General features: G+C 65.5%; 21 protein-coding genes and 1 pseudogene. 5 read left to right on the top strand and 17 right to left on the bottom strand.

The features are described 5' to 3' along the window. Positions 1-9: 9 nt before the first annotated feature. From WDM24_RS40955 to WDM24_RS40915, 9 genes are all read right to left on the bottom strand, one after another. Positions 10-555: a S26 family signal peptidase gene (locus WDM24_RS40955; protein WP_338829733.1), complete on the bottom strand. Its 546-nt coding sequence runs from the start codon at positions 553-555 to the stop codon at positions 10-12. Continuing rightward, entirely contained in the window at positions 552-1,070 is a 519-nt protein-coding gene (locus WDM24_RS40950) for a DUF2840 domain-containing protein (RefSeq protein WP_338829732.1), read from the bottom strand. The genes WDM24_RS40955 and WDM24_RS40950 overlap by 4 nt, the downstream gene beginning before the upstream one ends. After that, positions 1,067-1,321 carry a hypothetical protein gene (locus WDM24_RS40945; RefSeq protein WP_338829731.1) on the bottom strand — a complete coding sequence of 85 codons (255 nt, stop codon included), beginning with the start codon at positions 1,319-1,321 and terminating at the stop codon, positions 1,067-1,069. Before WDM24_RS40945 ends, WDM24_RS40950 begins: the two co-directional genes overlap by 4 nt. Further along, a complete protein-coding gene (parA, locus tag WDM24_RS40940; RefSeq protein WP_338829730.1) occupies positions 1,318-1,956 on the bottom strand; it encodes a ParA family partition ATPase in 639 nt (212 codons plus the stop codon). Before parA ends, WDM24_RS40945 begins: the two co-directional genes overlap by 4 nt. After that, entirely contained in the window at positions 1,953-3,068 is a 1,116-nt protein-coding gene (locus WDM24_RS40935; protein ID WP_338829729.1) for a replication initiator protein A, read from the bottom strand. The genes parA and WDM24_RS40935 overlap by 4 nt, the downstream gene beginning before the upstream one ends. A 14-nt stretch (positions 3,069-3,082) precedes the next feature. Next, positions 3,083-3,334, bottom strand: coding sequence for a helix-turn-helix transcriptional regulator (locus WDM24_RS40930; protein WP_002718036.1), 252 nt, complete (start codon positions 3,332-3,334; stop codon positions 3,083-3,085). A 213-nt stretch (positions 3,335-3,547) separates the two neighbouring features. Next, positions 3,548-4,201 (bottom strand): DUF2285 domain-containing protein, encoded by a 654-nt coding sequence (locus tag WDM24_RS40925; RefSeq protein ID WP_338829728.1) that lies wholly within the window; start codon positions 4,199-4,201, stop codon positions 3,548-3,550. After that, positions 4,125-4,334: a transcriptional regulator domain-containing protein gene (locus WDM24_RS40920; protein WP_067732652.1), complete on the bottom strand. Its 210-nt coding sequence runs from the start codon at positions 4,332-4,334 to the stop codon at positions 4,125-4,127. The genes WDM24_RS40925 and WDM24_RS40920 overlap by 77 nt, the downstream gene beginning before the upstream one ends. Positions 4,335-4,458: 124 nt before the next feature. Then, positions 4,459-4,722, bottom strand: a complete 264-nt coding sequence (locus WDM24_RS40915; RefSeq protein ID WP_338829727.1) for a DNA -binding domain-containing protein — start codon at positions 4,720-4,722, stop codon at positions 4,459-4,461. A gap of 227 nt (positions 4,723-4,949) precedes the next feature. Here WDM24_RS40915 and WDM24_RS40910 point away from each other — a divergent pair, with 227 nt between their 5' ends. Continuing rightward, positions 4,950-5,195: a helix-turn-helix domain-containing protein gene (locus WDM24_RS40910; protein WP_267211246.1), complete on the top strand. Its 246-nt coding sequence runs from the start codon at positions 4,950-4,952 to the stop codon at positions 5,193-5,195. Between the two features lie 19 nt (positions 5,196-5,214). Here the strand turns inward: WDM24_RS40910 and WDM24_RS40905 are convergent, their stop codons facing one another. The 4 genes from WDM24_RS40905 to WDM24_RS40890 all read right to left on the bottom strand — a co-directional run bounded on the left by WDM24_RS40905 (position 5,215) and on the right by WDM24_RS40890 (position 7,245). After that, positions 5,215-5,427 carry a helix-turn-helix domain-containing protein gene (locus WDM24_RS40905; protein ID WP_067732649.1) on the bottom strand — a complete coding sequence of 71 codons (213 nt, stop codon included), beginning with the start codon at positions 5,425-5,427 and terminating at the stop codon, positions 5,215-5,217. 137 nt (positions 5,428-5,564) lie between these two features. Next, entirely contained in the window at positions 5,565-5,891 is a 327-nt protein-coding gene (locus WDM24_RS40900; RefSeq protein ID WP_338829725.1) for a DUF736 domain-containing protein, read from the bottom strand. Positions 5,892-6,491: 600 nt separating this feature from the next. Then, positions 6,492-6,929: a hypothetical protein gene (locus tag WDM24_RS40895; protein WP_338829724.1), complete on the bottom strand. Its 438-nt coding sequence runs from the start codon at positions 6,927-6,929 to the stop codon at positions 6,492-6,494. A 148-nt stretch (positions 6,930-7,077) separates the two neighbouring features. After that, positions 7,078-7,245 carry a hypothetical protein gene (locus WDM24_RS40890; protein WP_338829723.1) on the bottom strand — a complete coding sequence of 56 codons (168 nt, stop codon included), beginning with the start codon at positions 7,243-7,245 and terminating at the stop codon, positions 7,078-7,080. Positions 7,246-7,544: 299 nt separating this feature from the next. On the opposite strand from WDM24_RS40890, the gene WDM24_RS40885 reads away from it, so the two are divergent. Together WDM24_RS40885 and WDM24_RS40880 are read left to right on the top strand one after the other, a co-directional pair. Then, positions 7,545-7,907 carry an MmcQ/YjbR family DNA-binding protein gene (locus WDM24_RS40885; protein ID WP_338829722.1) on the top strand — a complete coding sequence of 121 codons (363 nt, stop codon included), beginning with the start codon at positions 7,545-7,547 and terminating at the stop codon, positions 7,905-7,907. Between the two features lie 238 nt (positions 7,908-8,145). Continuing rightward, positions 8,146-8,460, top strand: a complete 315-nt coding sequence (locus tag WDM24_RS40880) for an antibiotic biosynthesis monooxygenase family protein (protein WP_338829721.1) — start codon at positions 8,146-8,148, stop codon at positions 8,458-8,460. Positions 8,461-8,482: 22 nt separating this feature from the next. On the opposite strand, the gene WDM24_RS40875 is transcribed toward WDM24_RS40880, so the two are convergent. From WDM24_RS40875 to WDM24_RS40860, 4 genes and pseudogenes are all read right to left on the bottom strand, one after another. After that, the gene (locus WDM24_RS40875) at positions 8,483-9,412 is read right to left on the bottom strand and encodes a DUF2493 domain-containing protein (protein WP_338829720.1); all 930 of its coding nucleotides are present in this window, start codon (positions 9,410-9,412) and stop codon (positions 8,483-8,485) included. A 328-nt stretch (positions 9,413-9,740) separates the two neighbouring features. After that, positions 9,741-10,796, bottom strand: a complete 1,056-nt coding sequence (locus WDM24_RS40870) for a DUF7146 domain-containing protein (RefSeq protein WP_338829719.1) — start codon at positions 10,794-10,796, stop codon at positions 9,741-9,743. Then, a pseudogene (locus tag WDM24_RS40865) lies at positions 10,796-15,126 on the bottom strand (strawberry notch-like NTP hydrolase domain-containing protein). The gene WDM24_RS40870 and the pseudogene WDM24_RS40865 overlap by 1 nt, the downstream one beginning before the upstream one ends. Positions 15,127-15,250: 124 nt before the next feature. Continuing rightward, a complete protein-coding gene (locus WDM24_RS40860) occupies positions 15,251-15,607 on the bottom strand; it encodes a hypothetical protein (protein WP_338829718.1) in 357 nt (118 codons plus the stop codon). Positions 15,608-15,699: 92 nt separating this feature from the next. On the opposite strand from WDM24_RS40860, the gene WDM24_RS40855 reads away from it, so the two are divergent. Both WDM24_RS40855 and WDM24_RS40850 read left to right on the top strand, forming a co-directional pair. Then, a complete protein-coding gene (locus WDM24_RS40855) occupies positions 15,700-16,746 on the top strand; it encodes a ParA family protein (RefSeq protein ID WP_338829717.1) in 1,047 nt (348 codons plus the stop codon). Then, positions 16,743-17,138, top strand: coding sequence for a hypothetical protein (locus tag WDM24_RS40850; protein ID WP_338829716.1), 396 nt, complete (start codon positions 16,743-16,745; stop codon positions 17,136-17,138). Before WDM24_RS40855 ends, WDM24_RS40850 begins: the two co-directional genes overlap by 4 nt. Positions 17,139-17,151 lie beyond the last annotated feature (13 nt).

The following is a 17,151-nucleotide window of genomic DNA, read 5'->3' as shown; positions in this document are numbered from 1 at the left end:
AGAAGCGGGTCAATCGGTGGCGGCACGCCATGCGAAGCGGCCGTCACCGGCCTCGTCGGTCCACAAGGGGACCGCGCGGGCGACGATCGCGGTGGTGGGAAGCGGGCCGAAATAGCGTCCGTCCAAGCTGTCCGGGACGGTCGGGTTCATGAGGAAGACTTCGCTGGGGCCGAGCGTGTGGCAGCCGCTCCAGCGCGGCAGCGGGCGGCCGAGGTGATCGCGCTCACGCGCCGCGCCGACTGCGATGTGATCGACCGTGATGGCGTCGCCTGCGCGGCACACGGTCTGCCCAGGCAGCGCCATCACACGCTTCAGCAGCGGCACGCCCTTGGGCAGGAAGCCGCCATCGGCCAGGTAGCTGGCGATCGGTTCGGGCGCACGCACGGCGACCAGTTCGAGCGCGCGGAGCTGTCCGGCCGGGCGGAGCGCATAAAGCCCGGTCGGCGTGCTCGCCGTGGCGTTCCAGATCAGACGCGGGGCCGGATGGACGAAAGCCAAGCCGATGAAGACGAGCATGGCGAAATACGTCGTCATGACGTAGCCGAAGCGGGTCATAGCGTGACGCTCCTGCGCTTGAGCCAGGCGGCGTGCTGGTCGCGCGTGTAGGAGCGCGGCTCATGGCCGGCGGCGAGACGGTTGTGGAGGTGGCGCCAGTATTCCGGCGCGGCGTCGGCGGGATCGATGTCGAGTGTCTCGACGGCGTCGATCGCCTGCAGCACGCGCTCGACCTTGGGCCAGCTATCGACTCGGAGCAGGATCTCGCCGCCAGGGCGCACGAAAGGCAGCGTCTGGAAACGTGCGCCAGGCTCGACCGTGCGCACGATGTCCATGCGCGAGATGACGGTGCCGAAGTCGTTCGACGCCCAGCGCACGAACGCGAAGACGCTGCCTGGCTTGAAGCTCGAGATGCTGCGGCGGCGATCGAGGATCTTCTCCTCGGCACGCCGGCCGAAGCGTAGCCAGTGCTCGATCTTCTTCTCGATCCAGGTCAGTTCGACATGGGTGAGTGCGACGGTGCGCCGAAGCGATGGCGGCACGACACGCGGCGGCGACGGCTCGTTGTCGTTCATGAGGACTCTCCGGGATCGGCGGGGAATTCGCGCGCGAAGAGGTCGCGCAGCATGTCGGCAACGGTGATCCCGCGCTGGAACGCGACGACCTTGATGCGGCCGCGCAGCGCCGGCGTAACGTCGATCGTCAGGCGCGCGGTGAAGGCGGAGGGCTCGTCACCGCGACGGCTTGAGGCGTCAGGCGTCTTGATCCAGCTCTCGGCGTCGCCGGGCCGGGCGGCGAAGCCGCGTCGGGCACCACGCGCGCTCACGGCGCAATCCTCGAGACTTCAGCGGCGAGCGCTGCGATCTCGCGCGCCGCGGTGCTCTGCTCGGCGAGCTCGAACACAAGCCGGCCGGTCTGTGCGGCGTCGGCGAAGATGACGCGCTGGCCGATGGTGCTGGTGAGCACCGGCGGATCGTGATCGGCGAGCGTTTCGGCGGTCTCGCGGGCGATGACCGTGCGCGCGCCGCAGCGATTCAGCACGAAGCGCGCGGCGAGTTGCGGGCGATAGATGCGGGCCTCGCGCAGCAGGCCCAGCATCTCGGCCGAGGCCCAGCCATCGAAGGGCGATGGTTGCACCGGGATCAACACGAGGTCGGCGGCCAGCAGAGCCGAGCGCATTAAGCCGGCGACACGCGGCGGTCCGTCGATGACGACATGATCGGCGGTGCGCGCAATCTCCGGCGCTTCGCGATGGAGCGTGTCGCGCGCGAGACCGACCACACCGAACAGCCGAGACACGTTCTCCCGCGCCCGCTGCTGCGACCAGTCGAGCGCCGAGCCCTGTGGGTCTGCGTCGATCAGCGTGACGCGCTTGCCATGCAGCGCCAGCTCGCCGGAGAGATGAAGCGCAAGCGTCGTCTTGCCGACGCCGCCTTTCTGGTTGAGCAGGGCGACGATCATCGCTTCCCTCCCGGCTTGCGACCGAAGGGCAGCGACGGCTGTCGTGCCGGTGGTTCGGAGGTCTGCGCGGCGGGGGTAGCGCGCTTATCCGCAGATCGCGCGGGCCAACTACAAGAGTTAGATTCTGAGTTAGACTCTAAGTTAAGGTCGGGAATCGCCGTTTCGGGCCAAAGCGTTAGTTGCGGTTCGTGCGTGCGAAGTCCCGATAGGGCTGCGTGCGGAGTCCCGATAGCGTTTGCGTGCGAAGTCCCGAGCGTTTCCACAGCGCCATCCACAGGGACTGTGGATAAGTGGGCCGGCAGGATGCGCAGCAGCTCGCGCCGGCCCTGCCACTCGACGCGCAGCCGATAGCCGGGCAGCGGCTGGCGCGCGGCGATGCGTCGGATCTGCAGCGCGAAATCGGAGACGCGCACTAGGCTTCCGGACTTCTCGTGAAGATGCGCTATCTCGAACAGCCAGCCCTTGGGCTGGCGGCCGGCGTGCTTGCGAGCGACGCGATAGAGCCAGCGCTCGATGCCGCCGGTCAGCCGGAAGTAGGCCGGATCGATAGCCAGGACGAGCGAGCGGTCGATGACGCCGCGGTAGAACCAGTCGGGGAGTACGAACTCCATACCCTCGACGCGGCCGTCGCGCGTCGTGCATTCCTCCCACTCATTGATCCAGGAGAACTGGTGACGGCGCCAATGTTCGCCGTTGCGGATGGTCGTGCGGATGACGGTCGATTGCAGGCGGGCGAGCGCGCCCTTGAGGAGCTTGTAATCGCGTGCGCCTGTCTGCCGACCGATCGCGGTCAGAAGCTGGTAGGGCGTGAAGCGAAGGAAACGAGAGGTCTTGAAGCCGAGGTTCTCGGCCTCAACGATCTGGCTCGCCGCCCAGATTAACACGTCGGCGTCCCAGATGGTCGCCATGCCATGCTCGGGCACGGCGTAGACCTCGACCCGAACACCGGCGGCTTCGTAGAGGATCGGCGCCGTGCGCCTAGCTTTGGCGAGCGAGAAGAAGGGCCGCTCCATCAAGTCGCGCTGGTCGCGCGGACTTGCGTCGCCGGTGGCGACGATGAACGGATCGAGCTTGCTCCGTTCGCTGGCTGTGATGAGGCGGCGCGACGACATCGACGAGCGCCGCTTCAGCGATGCGCGTGGCCGGCGGCGCGGGCCTCGACGTATCGGGGATCGGACGTCGAGCTGCACGCGGCCTGGTCGGCCCAGGCTTCGAGGTCGTCGATCGCGTAGACGACACGCCCGCCGAGCTTGCGGAAGGTCGGGCCGCTACCGTGGCAGCGGTATTTCTCCAGCGTCCGCGGCGAGATGCCGAGGATGCGCGCCGCTTCATGTGTGCGGACGTAACGCGTGGCGAGTTGCGCGGCCCTGTCGGGCATGATGTGCCTCCGTCTTGCCTCGAAGCGCCGCGGCCAAGTCGCGGCATGTCGGGGTGACGGTGGCGGAGAGTTCGGGCGTTGGGGGTGGACGAATATTTTCGTTGGCGTGTGTCCCCCCGTTTGCGACGGGGCGAACGGAAACGTCGCAGACGAGGCCAGTGGCCCATGGCCGGTGTGGTGATAGCGATGCGGGGGGATGGATGGAGGCGCGCGTCAGAGACCGCGCAGGAGCTTCAGGTAGCCCCTTTCGACGAGAGCGATCGAATCGTGGATCAGGCGGTTGGCCTTGCGCCGCGCGTGGGAATCCTTCCACTCGACAGCGGGAAGCTGGGCGTGGTCGGAGCTGAGTACTTCCGCGGCGATGTCGCGCGGGCCACCGCCGGCATCGTGAACGTCGAAGGCGTGGAGGAGTTGAATCAATCGCCGTTTCTGGAAAGACGTGAGCCGCAGGGCGGTCGGGAGAAAGTTGATGCGCTGGCCGCTGAGTCGGCGGGCGAAGCGTAGCGCGACGTCGAGCCGGAGCTCGAACATGCTGTCGAGCGGCAGAAGCACGGCCGGCCGTCGCGTGGCTTGGTCGTCTTGCAAGCGGATATGGAGTTCGTCCGAGCCGTCGACGATCACCAGTTCACGTCCATCGGCGTCCGCGCGCTCGACGAGCGCCGGACCGAAGGAGCTGGGATCGAAGGATGAAGCGGCCTCGAACCCGGTTGGCGCCGGTTCCAGGATCAGCGTGGCCGGCGAAACTTCCGGCAGCCAGATGACGGGTTCGAGTCCGACTGGAGACGCGGGGTCATGGGCGAAAGCGCAACCCCCATCGCCGAGCGAGACTGACGCGGGCAGTCTCGGCGTCGACGGAAGCGCGCGCAATCTGGCGCTGCGTGCGGACGAAGTCGCGGCGGTAATCAGGGTTGCGGCGCAGAAATTCGGCGGCAAAGCCGGGACGTTCGAGGCGGTTCAGGCGATCAATCGTCTCCGGCGAGCGCCAATACTCCGTGGGCATGGCGTTTCCTCTCGTTTGTCCTCTCTCAATGAGGGTCGCCACGATCCGGAAAATTCGCCCACAAAAGTAGTCCTTAAGGTTGCATCGCGTATGGCCGCGAGCCGTGGGAATGCGGGGTGCCGGTTCACTGCATCCGGGGTTCAAGCAAGTGCCGATAGCCCGTCTCAGTCATCCAGCGGGCGCGCGCCAGGTGGCTGTCATGAACCGTTTTGGCACGGGCGGGCTCCTGGGCCGGGTTGAGGCCGAAGATCACCTGGACGACTTCGCGCCAGTCAGCGCCCTCTTCGTCGGCCATCAGCAATCGAAGATAGATCGCCAGATGTTGCTCGTCATAGGCGTTCAAGCGGTCGGTGTGCGGCGGCCGGTCCTGGAAAGGCACCTGAGTCATTGCGATCTACCCCCTTGAGATCAAAGCAATGTCTTAGCCATTCATTTACCGCGAATTTTTGCAAGATTTGCGCCGCGAATACTTACGCCGCGATGCTTGGGGCGCATCACGTTGCTCGCGGAAATGGCAAACCGAGGCCTCCGGAGCGTCGATGAATAGCAAAGGCATGTACGAATCGGAACGATCATTCCTGGAACGATAGTTCCTATATCGGCTCCATCATCGCCATGGATCTTAAGGAGGTCATGGCGGTCAATCTGCGTCGGTTGCGTCATGCGAAAGGGATGACGCAAGAGGAATTGGCCGAAAGGGCCGGGTTGAGCGCCCGGTACGTCGGAGGGATCGAACGCGCCGACGTCTCGGCGAGCGTGACGGTGCTCGGCCGGATCGCGGAGGCGCTCGAGGTGGAAGCAACCGAACTGGTGCGCGCCGTGCCCGTGAAGGCGCGGAAAAAGGCGGCGGTCGAGCCTTAGTTTCTGTAACGACTGCGGCTCACGTCTCGCGCCGGAAGAATTCGACAGGGTCGGCTTCAAGGACCTCGGCGAGCTTCTCCAGCATGTCGACGGTCGCGGAGTGCTGTTCGCGCTCCAGCATGCCAACATAGTTACGATTGATGCCCGCACGGTCGGCAAGCTCCTCCTGCGACATGCTTTTGGCATGTCTCAGTCTTCGCAGATTCGTGGCGACGATCTCCCGCAAGCTCATGCGGTGAGATCGCCGTGCCACCTAATATACTGCCACCTAGTAAACTAGGTATTCCGCCCGTTCAAGGTTGGCGGTCGCTCTTGGAGCATAAGGCGATGCCCCGCCCGGACCAGTCGGACGGGGCATTGTAGGCGGGGTCAGTCGCTCCGGCGGCCGTTGGGGCGGGACCAGATCAGGCTGTAGCCTTCGCCCTCTTCGTCGTCGAAGAGGTTGGCGAAGATCGGGGCGGTGAAGCTCGGATCGTCGAGCTTGAGGCCCAGATAGTCGCGGCCCTCGTTGGAGCGCTTGGCCCAGGCGGCGCCGATCTCGACTCGGCCGACATAGACGCGGTGGCTGGGGCTGTTGTCGCCGGAGCGGGTAGTTTCGGGGACGATCCGGACATTCCTGGCCTGGACCGAGAGGGTGACGATTTCGCCGGTGAATTCGTTCGAGCCCGTCTTCTTGAAGGTGCCGATGGTCGCCATGGTAGTTCTCCTTGATCTCTGTTTCCGAGCCCGCACCATTGCGGCCTCGATGGTGATCGAGGGGCCGGAGGCGATCGACGGCGCACCCCGAAGGGGCTCGACAGCAAAGGAGGGGCTTTCTTGTCTCGCGAGGAATGACGGCGCAGCCGGCAGGGGAAGAAAGTTTTGACGCCGCTGTTGCGCCATAGGCGGTCGAGGCTTCAGCCGGCCTTCGGCCAGATCAATCCATCGAAGAGGCCGTTCGGTGCGCTCGGCCTGACGGAGCTGACATCAAGGGGAACTTGGCGACTTTCGAGTCACCGCGGAGGCTGACGAGTGAATTCGACAGTAATCCGCGCCCCGTCCTGGCCACCAACGGATCTCTTGCTTCGGAGACCAAGCTCCGGCTGCGCGCCCCGTCACGCGCTTCGTTGGCCATATCTGTAAGACGTCGCCACCTCGGCCATGTCGCCTCAACAACCCGCCACGACGCCCGGTACTCTGCGATGATCGGGTGAGCTTCGACGCCGGTCGGCCCTCACTCCGCGTTCCACGACGAGGATCGCGAGCATACGGAATGCGTGATCTGGTCCCGCCCCAACGGTCGTCGACGTGATGATGTCAGCCCCGCGCTAAGCCCTGTCCGGCTGGTCCGGGCGCGGCCATTCCGGTGAAGCGGACGAACGCCGTGACGCTGACAGCGACCGCGCCGATGACGGCGAAGATCGTCTGCCAGGTGGGTGAAGGCATCGCCATTTGGGCGATTCCGTGCGTGGCGCTGTAACCGGCAGCAGTGGCAGGTGCGACATAGAGCAGGATGATCAGCAGGCGAAGCCACGGCCATGGCACGAAGGCGAGCGCGAGCTGGCCAATGCCAAAGGTTACGCCGCCAGCCACGAGGCCGACGGCGATACCACCGAGCACACCGGCCCCGCTGTGGAAGGCCCATATGCCGATCGTGAGGCCGACGAAGAAGGGCAGCGCGAAGACGGCAGTGAACAGCAGCCAGCAGAAGAAGCCGATGCCGACGATGATGAGCAGTGGTCCGAAGATGATCATGGCGGTGTGCTCCGTGAGATAAAGGTCTGACGGTCGCGCCTTCCACCACCACCACGGCGCGAGCATGAGTATAGCTGCAAACAGGCGCCAGCGGGAGGGCAAATCCCGCTGGCGCTCCTCAGCCGAGCTTGGGTGGCGACGTGCCCCTTCATGGTTGAAAGGGGTCGAATTCGTGGATGACGGCGCCTGGATCGCCGTCATATTCAGTGGACGGCATTACGCCATAGCCGCTGGTGCCGGCGTGGAAGATGACGACGCAGACCATGAGGGTAGTGGCGAGGTTCCAGGCGTTGGCGAAAGCGAGCGATTGAGACATCGATCCGGCTCCTGTGCTGAGGCGGGGACCATCCCCGCGCGACAGGCGCCCGATGCGTTCGGCCGAGGGCCGCGATCACCGCGCAGACGAAGACGCAGCGGCGGCACGCTTCGCGTAAGCCGACCCCTTGCGGGTTGATGGCATCAGGCCCTTGGCTGGACCAAGGATCAGCGCAAGGACGCGGGATGGTGCTCGAGGAGGTAGGAGACGGGCGTTGAGTCCGCCTTCGACGAGCTTACGGACCTGTTGGCGACGCGGCCTGATGAGCCGGCTGGTCTACGCCTGATTGGGATGGGTTCATGACGTATGAGGAATACAACGCCTTCTGTGCTGCGCTGCCGGCGACGAGCTACGTGGTCCAGTGGGGAGGATCGCATGTCTGGAAGGTCGGCGGGAAGGTGTTCGCGATCGGTGGATGGAACGACGACGAACCGAGTTTCACGTTCAAGGTGAGCGACATCGCCTATGAGATGCTGAAGGAACAGCCGGGCCTTCGTCCGGCTCCGTATCTCGCATCGCGCGGCATGAAGTGGATCCAGCACTTCTCGAGGCCCGGGCTGTCCGATGGCGAACTGCAGGATTACATCCGCCGATCCCACGTTATCGTTTCGCTGGGCCTGTCGAAAAAGAGGCGAGTCGAGCTTGGGCTCAGCATGCCGTAGGCACTGAGCTAGTCCGATTTGAAATGGGGATGCTCAAATGCTAGAGTTTGAGGGTCGAAAAGGACCTGGAGCGGCATAGGTAAGCCCGCCCCCTTCCGCGAGGAAGCTCCGTGTCGCCTGGTTTGGCGAACCCGCGACAAGCAACTGGCGCAGCAGCGCCGGCGGCTTGGCGCGTCAGATGGAGTCTTCGCATGTGCCACACCGTCGGTGGGCTGCGCTTCTCAAAGAAAGGAAGCACATGCCTATCATTCGTGCCAACTCTGGCATCGTCACTCAGATCAACGTCTTCACGGTGCCGGAAGGGCGCCAACAAGCGCTCATCGATCATCTTGCCGAGTCAGCGCGCTTCGCAAGCGGCACGCCAGGATGGCTATCTGCCAGCCTGCATCGAAGCCAGGACGGGACGCGCGTCGTGAACTATGCGCAAACGGAAAGCCTCGATGCGGCACGGAGTGTCATCGGTCGGCTGCGAGACGCTGGACTTCTTGATCACAAGAACCTCGGCGAAGCGAACCCCGGTTTGTACGACGTGGCATTTGTCTTGGAGAGGTAGTTTTCGCGAAGTTCGGCGGCGCTCACGCGCCGCCGAACTTCCAGACCGGGATGCCGAGCTTCTTCGCCTTGTCGGCGAGGTTGTCCTGGATGCCGGTGCCAGGGAAGTGCATCACGCCGATCGGCAGCACGTCGAGCATGGCGTCGTTGCGCTTGAACGGGGCGGCCTTGGCGTGTTTTGTCCAGTCGGGTTTGAAGGCGATCTGCGGCACCTTGCGATTGTCGGCCCATTTGGCGGCGATCAGCTCGGCGCCCTTGGGCGACCCGCCGTGTAACAGCACCATGTCAGGGTGCTTGGCGTGGACCTGATCGAGCTTCGCCCAGATCTGCCGGTGGTCGTTGAAGTCGAGCCCGCCGGTGAGTCCGACCTTCGGACCCGGGGGCAGGAGGACCTGGTTGTCCGCGCGCTTCTTGGCGCTGAGGAAGTCGCGGCTGTCGATCATCGCGGAGGTCAGATTGCGATGGTTGACCTTCGACCCGTTGCGCGGCCGCCAGGTTGAACGGGTGTGGTGCTCGAACTGTTCGGCGGCCTGGTCGCGCATCAGCTCGAAGGCGTTGCGACGTTCGATGAGCGTCAGGCCTTCCGCCGTCAGTCGTTCCAGCTCGACGGATTTGACCTCGCTGCCATCCTGTTCCCGTTGCGAGCGCTGCTGGGCCAGCTCGTTGTCGTCGAGTTCGCGCTCGATCCGCTCGATGGCCCGATGAAAGACGTTCACAGTCGACCAGAGCAGGTTCTCAAGGTCGGGTTCGAGGCGAGTATCAGCAAGCGCCACCACGAGGGCGTCGAAGATGTCGGAGATGCTGCCCGCGAGGATGTTCGCTTCTGGAAGCGGCCGGGGATCGGGCTCGTCGCTGAAGGGACGGTAGCCATAGAGCTGGAGTTCGTGGAGGACCTGGTCGGTCGGGGATGAGCTGTGGTGCGGTTCGAATTCGTCGTCATGGTCGGTGGTCATCGCGGCTTTCCTTGTCGGATCGGCCGCGCCCATCGCGGCCTTCATGGCGACGAAGGCGGCGGGCGGAACGGACTTGCACCCGCAGCGCTGCGGAGGGCCGAAGCCTCGGCGGAGGACCGAAGGGGGCCGACTATTTTGTCTCGCGATGTAAAGGCGGCTCTGCCGCCGACGGAAAATAGTCGGCCCACAAGGTTGCCGGTCCGGGCCGCTTGCTGCCCGATCGCCCTCTCAGAAGGCCGTGGGCGTGGTCCTCTCCGGCGCTGAGGGAAAGCATGACCGCCGACCCTGTGCCGACGACGCTGGCGAACCGCCCCTCATCCCGTTCCGGCTAGGCCGCCAGCTCCATGAAGCGGGCGACATCCTTCGCCGCGATCTGCACCCGGCTCGCGGCCCGAAGCGCGTCAATCCCGAGCAGGCGGAGATCCTCGTTGAAGTCGCCAAGCCGTGGCGAGATCACGATCGCCTCGATTCCGTCCTCCTGCGCCCGGTCGATCAGCGTCGCCATCGCGCCGTCGCCGGCCGGATCGTCGTCGCGGGCGATGCAGAGTCGCCGCAGCGTGTCCGGGAACAGGATGGCGGAGAGATGTGCGGCCGAGAGCGCCGCGACCATCGGCAGGGTGGGAAGGACGCATCGGAGCGACAGAATCGTCTCGATGCCCTCGCCGGCCGCCATCACTTCGCCCGCCACGCCAAATCGAACGGCATTTCCGAGAAGGTCGCCCATCGCCCGTCTCGGCGTGTCGATCGGCGCCTTGCCGAGCCTCGCCTCAGTGAAGCCGCCGGGATCGAGCCAGGTGCGATGCGCCCCGGTCAGATGCCCTGCAAGATCGGTGACGGCGGCGATCATCGCCGGCCACGTCTCTGTCGGGCTGTGGTCGTCGGGCCGGTAGTAGCAGTGCGGATGGAACCGGAGCGCTCCGGTTCCGTGCAAAGTCGTAATGCCGCGATTCCGCAAATACGCTTCTACGAGAGTGCGTTCGATCGGCTGCGACATGGCGAACAGTCGCCGCGCGGCCTCCGGCGATCCTGCCGGTGCGCTGGGTTTGCGCGAGCGGGTGCGGTCGGGCGCAGGCTCGGGGTGCGGCAGGCTGAGGAACGAACGTGCCTCATCGGCAACGTCCTTGAAGTCGACCAGACCGCAGCTTTCCCGGATCACGTCGAGCAGATCGCCATGCTCGCCTGTGGCGGCGTCGGTCCACTTGCCGGCCGGCCCTTTGACCGATTCTTTGAGACGGACGAACATTGAGCGGCCCGGCGCATTTCGCACGTCCCCCACCAGCCAGTAACCACCTTCGCGGCGGCCGGCGGAGAGATAGCGGCAGCACACCGCCTCGGCATCGCGCGCGAGACGGTGTGCCAGTTCGGATGCGTCGTGGCGGGCCATCACGCGGCTTCCCGCTCGCCGATGCGCGCGACCGGATAGTGGTCGAGGACTTTCGCCAGCACGCCGGCGCCGTTCGCATCAGTAGGCACGAACATGCGCAGCTTCCACGAGATGATCTCGCTGAAGAGGCCGTAGGCGCGCAGGCGGTCCCGCATCGTGTCGGCGAAGCCGGACAGCTCGATGCGGTGGGCGCCCATGACGCGTACCCGATGGAGCTGCAGGCCCTCAGCCAGGTCGAGGACGGTCTTGCCCTCGATCAGCGCTGCGAAAGCCGCGTCCGGTGTCAGGGTGGCAGCGCCGGTCAACGAGGCGTTCGCTGCCCAGGCCGGCGAGACCCTGCGGCCGATGACGCGCTCGCCCGCATCGGTCTGGAGTCGATAGACCCGGGTCGACTCATTCGGCAGGCGTTTCCAGATCGGCAGCAGCAAGCCGGCGACGATATGGATCGTGCTGTCGGCGAACTCCGGCACCTCGGCCACTTCGCGAAGCCACGCGGCGGCGAAAGCCTCTCGATCCGCCCCCTGCCAGTGGCTCTCGTCCATCATCCTCAGCGAGGCGTGGTGGTGCTCCATCGGCCGGATCAGCCGCACGCGGCGTTCGATCTCGCCATCGTCGAGCATCACGCTCGGCGCCGGGATCTGCACGGCGGCGCGGCCCGAGCGGTCGTTGACTAGAAGCGCGGCACGGGGATCGGCGAATTGGTCCAGCGCCTCATCGAGCGTCACCGGGCGATTGCGCCGGCGCTCGGTGATGGTGAGTAGCCGGGTCTCCGCGCCCGTCGCGGGATGGGTGTAGATAGCCCGGCGATCGGTGACGACGAAGCTCTCGGCGCGCAGCGTCTCCAGTCCGACGTCATAGACGCCGCTGGCGATGGCGCCCTCGACCTTGGCGTTCAGCAACTGCTCGAACGCCGTGAACAGTACGCCCTGCAATTCGATGGTGAGCGCCAGCAGGCGGTTGAGGAAAGTCGTGATGGGCGGCAGTTCGTCCTTGATGCCGTTCGCGTCCATGAGCTTGAGGCCCGTCGCGGCCTCGAACATCTGGAGCGAGCAGCCGCCGATCTTGCCGCGGACGAGCAGCATGTAGAGCTGGCGCAGCGCGTCACGGGCGTAGTGCGATTCCAGATTGTCCTCTGGCCTGAACAACCCTTGGCCGCCAGTCTGGCGCTGACCGCGCGTGATGGCGCCGAGCGTGTCGAGGCGGCGGGCGATGGTCGAGAGGAAGCGTTTCTCGGCCTTCACGTCCGTGGCGATCGGCCGGAAGAGCGGCGGCTGCGCCTGGTTGGTGCGGTTGGTCCGCCCCAGACCCTGGATCGCGGCGTCGGCCTTCCAGCCGGGTTCGAGCAGATAGTGGACGCGCAGCCTGCAGTTCCGCGCCGACAGTTCGGCGTGGTAACTGCGGCCCGTCCCGCCCGCCTCCGAGAACACGAGGATGCGCTTCAGATCATCCATGAAGGCAGCGGTCTCGGCGAGGTTGGCGGAGGCGGTGCGGTTCTCGACAACGAGACGGTCGCCTTTCCGCACCACGCGGCGCGAGCGTCCGGTCACTTCGGCGACGAGGTCTGTGCCGAAGCGCTGGACGATCTGGTCGAGCGCGCCTGGAACGGGCGGCAGCGAAGCCAGCCGCTCGATCAGCTCATTGCGGCGGGCGACGGCCTCGCGGCTTTCGACTGGCTGGCCGTCGCGGAAGACGGGCCGGGACGAAAGGTTGCCCTCGCTATCGGTGAACGGCTCGTAGAGCTGCACCGGGAAGGAATGGGCGAGGTAGTCGAGAACATACTCGCGCGGCGTGATGTCGACGCGGACGTCGTTCCATTCCTCGGTCGGGATCTCGGCGAGCCGCCGCTCCATAAGCGCCTCGCCGGTCGAAACGATCTGGATGACGGCGGTATGGCCATCGGAGAGGTCCTGATCGATCCTGCGGATCAGGGTGGGAGTCTTCATCGAGGTCAGCAGATGGCCGAAGAAGCGCTGCTTGGCGGATTCGAAGGCTGAGCGTGCGGCCGACTTCGCCTGGGCGTTCAGCGTGCCGCTCTCGCCGGTGATGTTGGCGGCCTGCATCGCCGCATCGAGGTGATTGTGGATGATCGAGAACGCCTTGGCATAGGCGTCGTAGATGCGCCGCTGCTCGTCGGTGAGCGCGTGTTCGACCAACTCGTATTCGACGCCGTCATAGGAGAGCGAACGGGCGGTGTAGAGACCGAGCGACCGGAGATCGCGGGCGAGCACCTCCATCGCCGCGACACCGCCATCCTCGATCGCCTCGACGAACTCGGCGCGGGTGACGAACGGAAAGTCTTCGCCGCCCCAGAGGCCGAGCCGCTGGGCGTAGGCGAGATTGTGGACGGTCGTCGCACCGGTGGCCGAGACATAGACGACGCGGGCGTCCGGCAGGGCGTGCTGCAAGCGCAAGCCCGCGCGGCCCTGCTGCGAGGGCGCAACATCGCCGCGTTCTCCTTTGCCGCCACCGGCGTTCTGCATGGCGTGGCTCTCGTCGAAAATGATCGCTCCGTCGAAGTCGGAGCCCAACCATTCGACGATCTGGCGGACGCGGGAAAGCTTCTCGCCGCGGTCGTCGGACCGCAGCGTAGCGTAGGTTAAAAATAGGACGCCTTCGGTCAGCCGGATCGGCTTGCCCTGCGCGAAGCGCGAGAGCGGCGTGATGAGCAGGCGCTCCATGCCGAGCGCCGACCAGTCACGCTGGGCGTCCTCGAGCAGCTTGTCGGACTTCGAGATCCAGACCGCTTTGCGCCGGCCCTTGAGCCAGTTGTCGAGGATGATGGCGGCCGCCTGGCGGCCCTTGCCGGCGCCGGTGCCGTCTCCGAGCATGAAGCCCCGGCGAAAGCGGACGGCGTTCGGCGCATCGTCACGCGCGGCGGTGACCAGATCGAAGGTCTCGTCCACTGTCCAGGCGCCGGCGAGATAGTCGCCATGCGCCTCGCCGGCATAGATCACCGTCTCGAGCTGGGCATCGGACAGGAGCGCGTCGCTGACGAGGCTGGCCGGCAGGCGCGGCCGATAGCTCGGCTTCGGCGGCGCGACCGAGGCCATCGCAGCGGACTGCACCAGTTTGGTGGGATGCGCCTGGGCGCTTTGAATCCGGATCGATTGGAGCCGGTATTCCTCATAGATCGCATCGCTGAGATGCGCGCCTTCGGGCGGCGTCCAGTCGATGGTCTCATAGGCGAGATCTACCGCCTCCGGATCAAGGACGAAAGGTTTGATCGACCCCGCCGCAGCGGCGCGGGCGAGATAGCCCCGCACCATTCGGGGTGCGGCGGCCGAGACGGGGATCGCGAGGCTTGGCGCGAGCGCCAGACGCGCCGGAACATGCTCCGCGATCCAGCCGAGCAAGGTCGCAACGTCGGGCGCAACGCCCCGCGATTCCGCCAGCGTCGCCGGATCCTCGGCGGGCGCCTTGTCGATGACGATGAGCCGCGTGTCGATCGTGGTGCCGTGCTTGGCATAGACCGCGCCGTCGATCGCGGCGGTGAACACGATGCGGCCGCGCTCCTGCAGCCGAACGAAGGCGTCGCGCCAGGCCGGGGTATCCGGCCCGAAGTTCGCGCCGGTGATCGCTACAAGCCGCCCGCCGTCGGCGAGACGCGCGAGCGCCGAGGCGATGTGGTGATAAGCGGTGTCGGCCATGCGGCCGGCGACGTTCGCCATCGCCGAGAAGGGCGGGTTCATCAGCACGATGCTCGGGACGACGACGGGATCGAGGTGATCGTCGATCTGGGCGGCGTCGAAGGCGTGACGGGAACGGCCGGATAGAGGGAGGTGAGCAGCGCCGAGCGGGCCTCGGCCAGCTCGTTCAGCACGAGCGCGCCGCCGGCGATCTCGGCCAGGATGGCGAGAAGGCCGGTCCCGGCCGAAGGCTCCAGCACGCGATCCGCAGGCACCGTGGCGGCTGCGGTCAGGGCAGCCAAGCCGAGCGGGGTTGGCGTGGAGAATTGCTGGAAGGCCTCGCTCTCGGCGGAGCGGCGGGTGTGTGTGGGGAGAAGCCCGGCGATCTTGGTCAAGGCGGAAAGCCGGGAAGCCGGAGAGTCGGCTTTGCGGAACAGCGCTTTTCCGTATTTGCGGAGGAAGAGGACGGTCGCGGCCTCGCACGCGTCATAGGCCGTCTTCCAGTCCCAGGCACCCGAGGCGTCGGAGGCGCCGAAAGCCGCTTCCATGGCGGTGCGCAGGATCGTGGCGTCGATCCGCTGGCCGCGCTCCAGATGCGGGAGGAGTCGCTGGGCGGCGACGATGATCGCGCCGGGGGCGTCGGGATGACGGACAGGCGAAAGAGGCGCGGCCTGGCTGGCCGCGATTGGAGAAAGGTCGTTCATGAAGGGAGCCTCGGGAGAGCGTGAACGGGCGAGCCGGCCGGCGCTCTCTCTTGGACCGCACCGGCTCAAACCCTTCCCGGCCGGCCTCTTCCTCTCACGCGGCGGGCGTGACGCCGCGCCATCGCTATTTGGGCCGCACCACCTTCACACGGCCATTAGCGTCCTGCTTGGATGAGCATCCCTTCGGAATCGCGACGACACGACCGTCCGCCCCCTGACGAGACGTGCCGCCTGGGGGAATGGCAGTGACACGGCCATCACTTCCCTGCCGGGATGTATAACCCTTGGGGATCGCAACGACGCGACCATCGGCACCTTGCCGCGACGTTCCGCCCGGCGGGATCGCGACCACGCGCCCGTCTTGGCCTTCTCGCGAGGTGTAACCTTTGCGGATCGCGACGACATGGCCGTCGGAGCCCTGCCGACTGGTCGCGCCGGTCGGAATTTCGATCGGCTTACCGTCGCTGCCTGTTCGTTTCATGCTGTCCTCCTGTGGTGTTCAGAAAGACAGCTTGCCACACGACTGTGAACGATGTAAACAGATTCCGTGAACAACGGTCACAAGGAGATCCGGTGCCGCTCGCAGAAGACGATCTGATCGGGATCAATGAGATCGCCGACATCGCCGGCGTATCGCGCCAAGCGGTCGCCAACTGGCGCGTGCGGTTTCCCGACTTTCCCAAGCCGTTGACGGAACTCAAGGCAGGCCCCGTGTTCAGAGCCCGTCAGGTAAGAGCTTGGCTCAGAAAGAGGAAGGTGCCCATGGCCCGCGTTGTGTCACTCATCAATCTAAAAGGTGGCGTCGCCAAGACCACGACGACGGTCGCCCTTGCGGAAACCCTGGCTTCGCAGTTCGGCAAGCGAATCCTGGTCATCGATCTCGATCCGCAAACCAACGCCACGACGATGCTTATCGGCGAAAAACGCTGGAAAGAGATCAACGAGAAGGGGTGGACGCTCGCGACCCTGTTCAGGGATGCACTGGAGCCCAACAACAAGGCCTTCGATCTGAAGAAGACGCTTCAGAAGAAGGTCTCCGATGTGCAGGGCGCGGAAAAGGTAGATCTGCTTCCGTCAAGCCTCGACCTGATCGATGTGCAGGACAAGCTGGCGAGCGCGCCGACCGGGCAGTTCTATTCGGTAACGCCGATCGACCTGTTGCGCCTGGCAGTCAAGTCGATCCTCGACGATTACGACCTCGTGCTGATCGATTGCCCGCCTAACCTCGGAATCATCACCCTGAACGGCCTGCGGATATCGGAGGGTTACATCATTCCCACCGTGCCGGACGTGCTGTCCACCTACGGTATTCCGCAGATCATCAAGCGCGTGACCAATTTCTCCAAGGAAATCGCCGAAGATATCGAGCCGCTGGGGATCGTGATCACCAAGTACCAGGAAAGCTCGACCATCCACGTCAACGTGTCGAAGGACCTGCGCCGCCAGGATGACCCGCCGGTGTTCGAGACCGTCATCCGGCAGGCCAATCAGATCGCCGCAGCGGCCGAACTGCAGAGCGGGCGGCGCACGCTGAAACAGAAATACGGCTATGGCGATCTTGCCGTGCGCTACATCGAACTGGCCAAGGAGTTGCTCGACAAACTGGAGATCGAGGCATGAACCTCAAGCGCACCCTGACTGCGGTCGCCACCATCGTCGCCGACGAGGCGGCGCACAATCCAGCGTTCCGTTCACGTCTGGAGGAGGCTTTGGGTGTCAAAGCCTCCGACCCCAAGATCTTCGGCAAGTTGCCCGCCGACGAAAAGCGGAAGGGCGGGCGGCGCGCGGCTGCTCTGCTCGATCCCGTCGATCTCGCCAGACATGGCGAAGGTGAACTCCGTGCGAAGCTCGACGGCCTCGATGTCGAACGCTTGCTCGATGTCGTCGCCCAATTCGGCATGGACCCAGGCAAGTTGGTCATGAAGTGGAAGGATCGCGAGCGCATCGTCGACCGGATTGTCGAAATCGCGCTCGCGCGTTCAACCAAGGGTGACGCCTTCCGCAGGGACTAGCCGAACGCCCAGG

Source organism: Bradyrhizobium sp. 27S5 (assembly GCF_037217225.1).
Lineage (GTDB): Bacteria > Pseudomonadota > Alphaproteobacteria > Rhizobiales > Xanthobacteraceae > Bradyrhizobium > Bradyrhizobium septentrionale.
The sequence above is the reverse complement of the archived record's forward strand: the minus strand, read 5'-3'. Positions and strand labels throughout refer to the sequence as shown.

Excerpts from the sequence above, each read along its gene's own strand:
- WDM24_RS40955 (WP_338829733.1), bottom strand. The coding sequence starts at position 555 with ATGACCCGCTTCGGCTACGTCATGACGACGTATTTCGCCATGCTCGTC.
- WDM24_RS40950 (WP_338829732.1), bottom strand. The coding sequence starts at position 1,070 with ATGAACGACAACGAGCCGTCGCCGCCGCGTGTCGTGCCGCCATCGCTT.
- parA (WP_338829730.1), bottom strand. The coding sequence starts at position 1,956 with ATGATCGTCGCCCTGCTCAACCAGAAAGGCGGCGTCGGCAAGACGACG.
- WDM24_RS40935 (WP_338829729.1), bottom strand. The coding sequence starts at position 3,068 with ATGTCGTCGCGCCGCCTCATCACAGCCAGCGAACGGAGCAAGCTCGAT.
- WDM24_RS40930 (WP_002718036.1), bottom strand. The coding sequence starts at position 3,334 with ATGCCCGACAGGGCCGCGCAACTCGCCACGCGTTACGTCCGCACACAT.
- WDM24_RS40920 (WP_067732652.1), bottom strand. The coding sequence starts at position 4,334 with ATGCCCACGGAGTATTGGCGCTCGCCGGAGACGATTGATCGCCTGAAC.
- WDM24_RS40915 (WP_338829727.1), bottom strand. The coding sequence starts at position 4,722 with ATGACTCAGGTGCCTTTCCAGGACCGGCCGCCGCACACCGACCGCTTG.
- WDM24_RS40910 (WP_267211246.1), top strand. The coding sequence starts at position 4,950 with ATGGATCTTAAGGAGGTCATGGCGGTCAATCTGCGTCGGTTGCGTCAT.
- WDM24_RS40905 (WP_067732649.1), bottom strand. The coding sequence starts at position 5,427 with ATGAGCTTGCGGGAGATCGTCGCCACGAATCTGCGAAGACTGAGACAT.
- WDM24_RS40900 (WP_338829725.1), bottom strand. The coding sequence starts at position 5,891 with ATGGCGACCATCGGCACCTTCAAGAAGACGGGCTCGAACGAATTCACC.
- WDM24_RS40895 (WP_338829724.1), bottom strand. The coding sequence starts at position 6,929 with ATGATCATCTTCGGACCACTGCTCATCATCGTCGGCATCGGCTTCTTC.
- WDM24_RS40890 (WP_338829723.1), bottom strand. The coding sequence starts at position 7,245 with ATGTCTCAATCGCTCGCTTTCGCCAACGCCTGGAACCTCGCCACTACC.
- WDM24_RS40885 (WP_338829722.1), top strand. The coding sequence starts at position 7,545 with ATGACGTATGAGGAATACAACGCCTTCTGTGCTGCGCTGCCGGCGACG.
- WDM24_RS40880 (WP_338829721.1), top strand. The coding sequence starts at position 8,146 with ATGCCTATCATTCGTGCCAACTCTGGCATCGTCACTCAGATCAACGTC.
- WDM24_RS40875 (WP_338829720.1), bottom strand. The coding sequence starts at position 9,412 with ATGACCACCGACCATGACGACGAATTCGAACCGCACCACAGCTCATCC.
- WDM24_RS40870 (WP_338829719.1), bottom strand. The coding sequence starts at position 10,796 with ATGGCCCGCCACGACGCATCCGAACTGGCACACCGTCTCGCGCGCGAT.
- WDM24_RS40860 (WP_338829718.1), bottom strand. The coding sequence starts at position 15,607 with ATGAAACGAACAGGCAGCGACGGTAAGCCGATCGAAATTCCGACCGGC.
- WDM24_RS40850 (WP_338829716.1), top strand. The coding sequence starts at position 16,743 with ATGAACCTCAAGCGCACCCTGACTGCGGTCGCCACCATCGTCGCCGAC.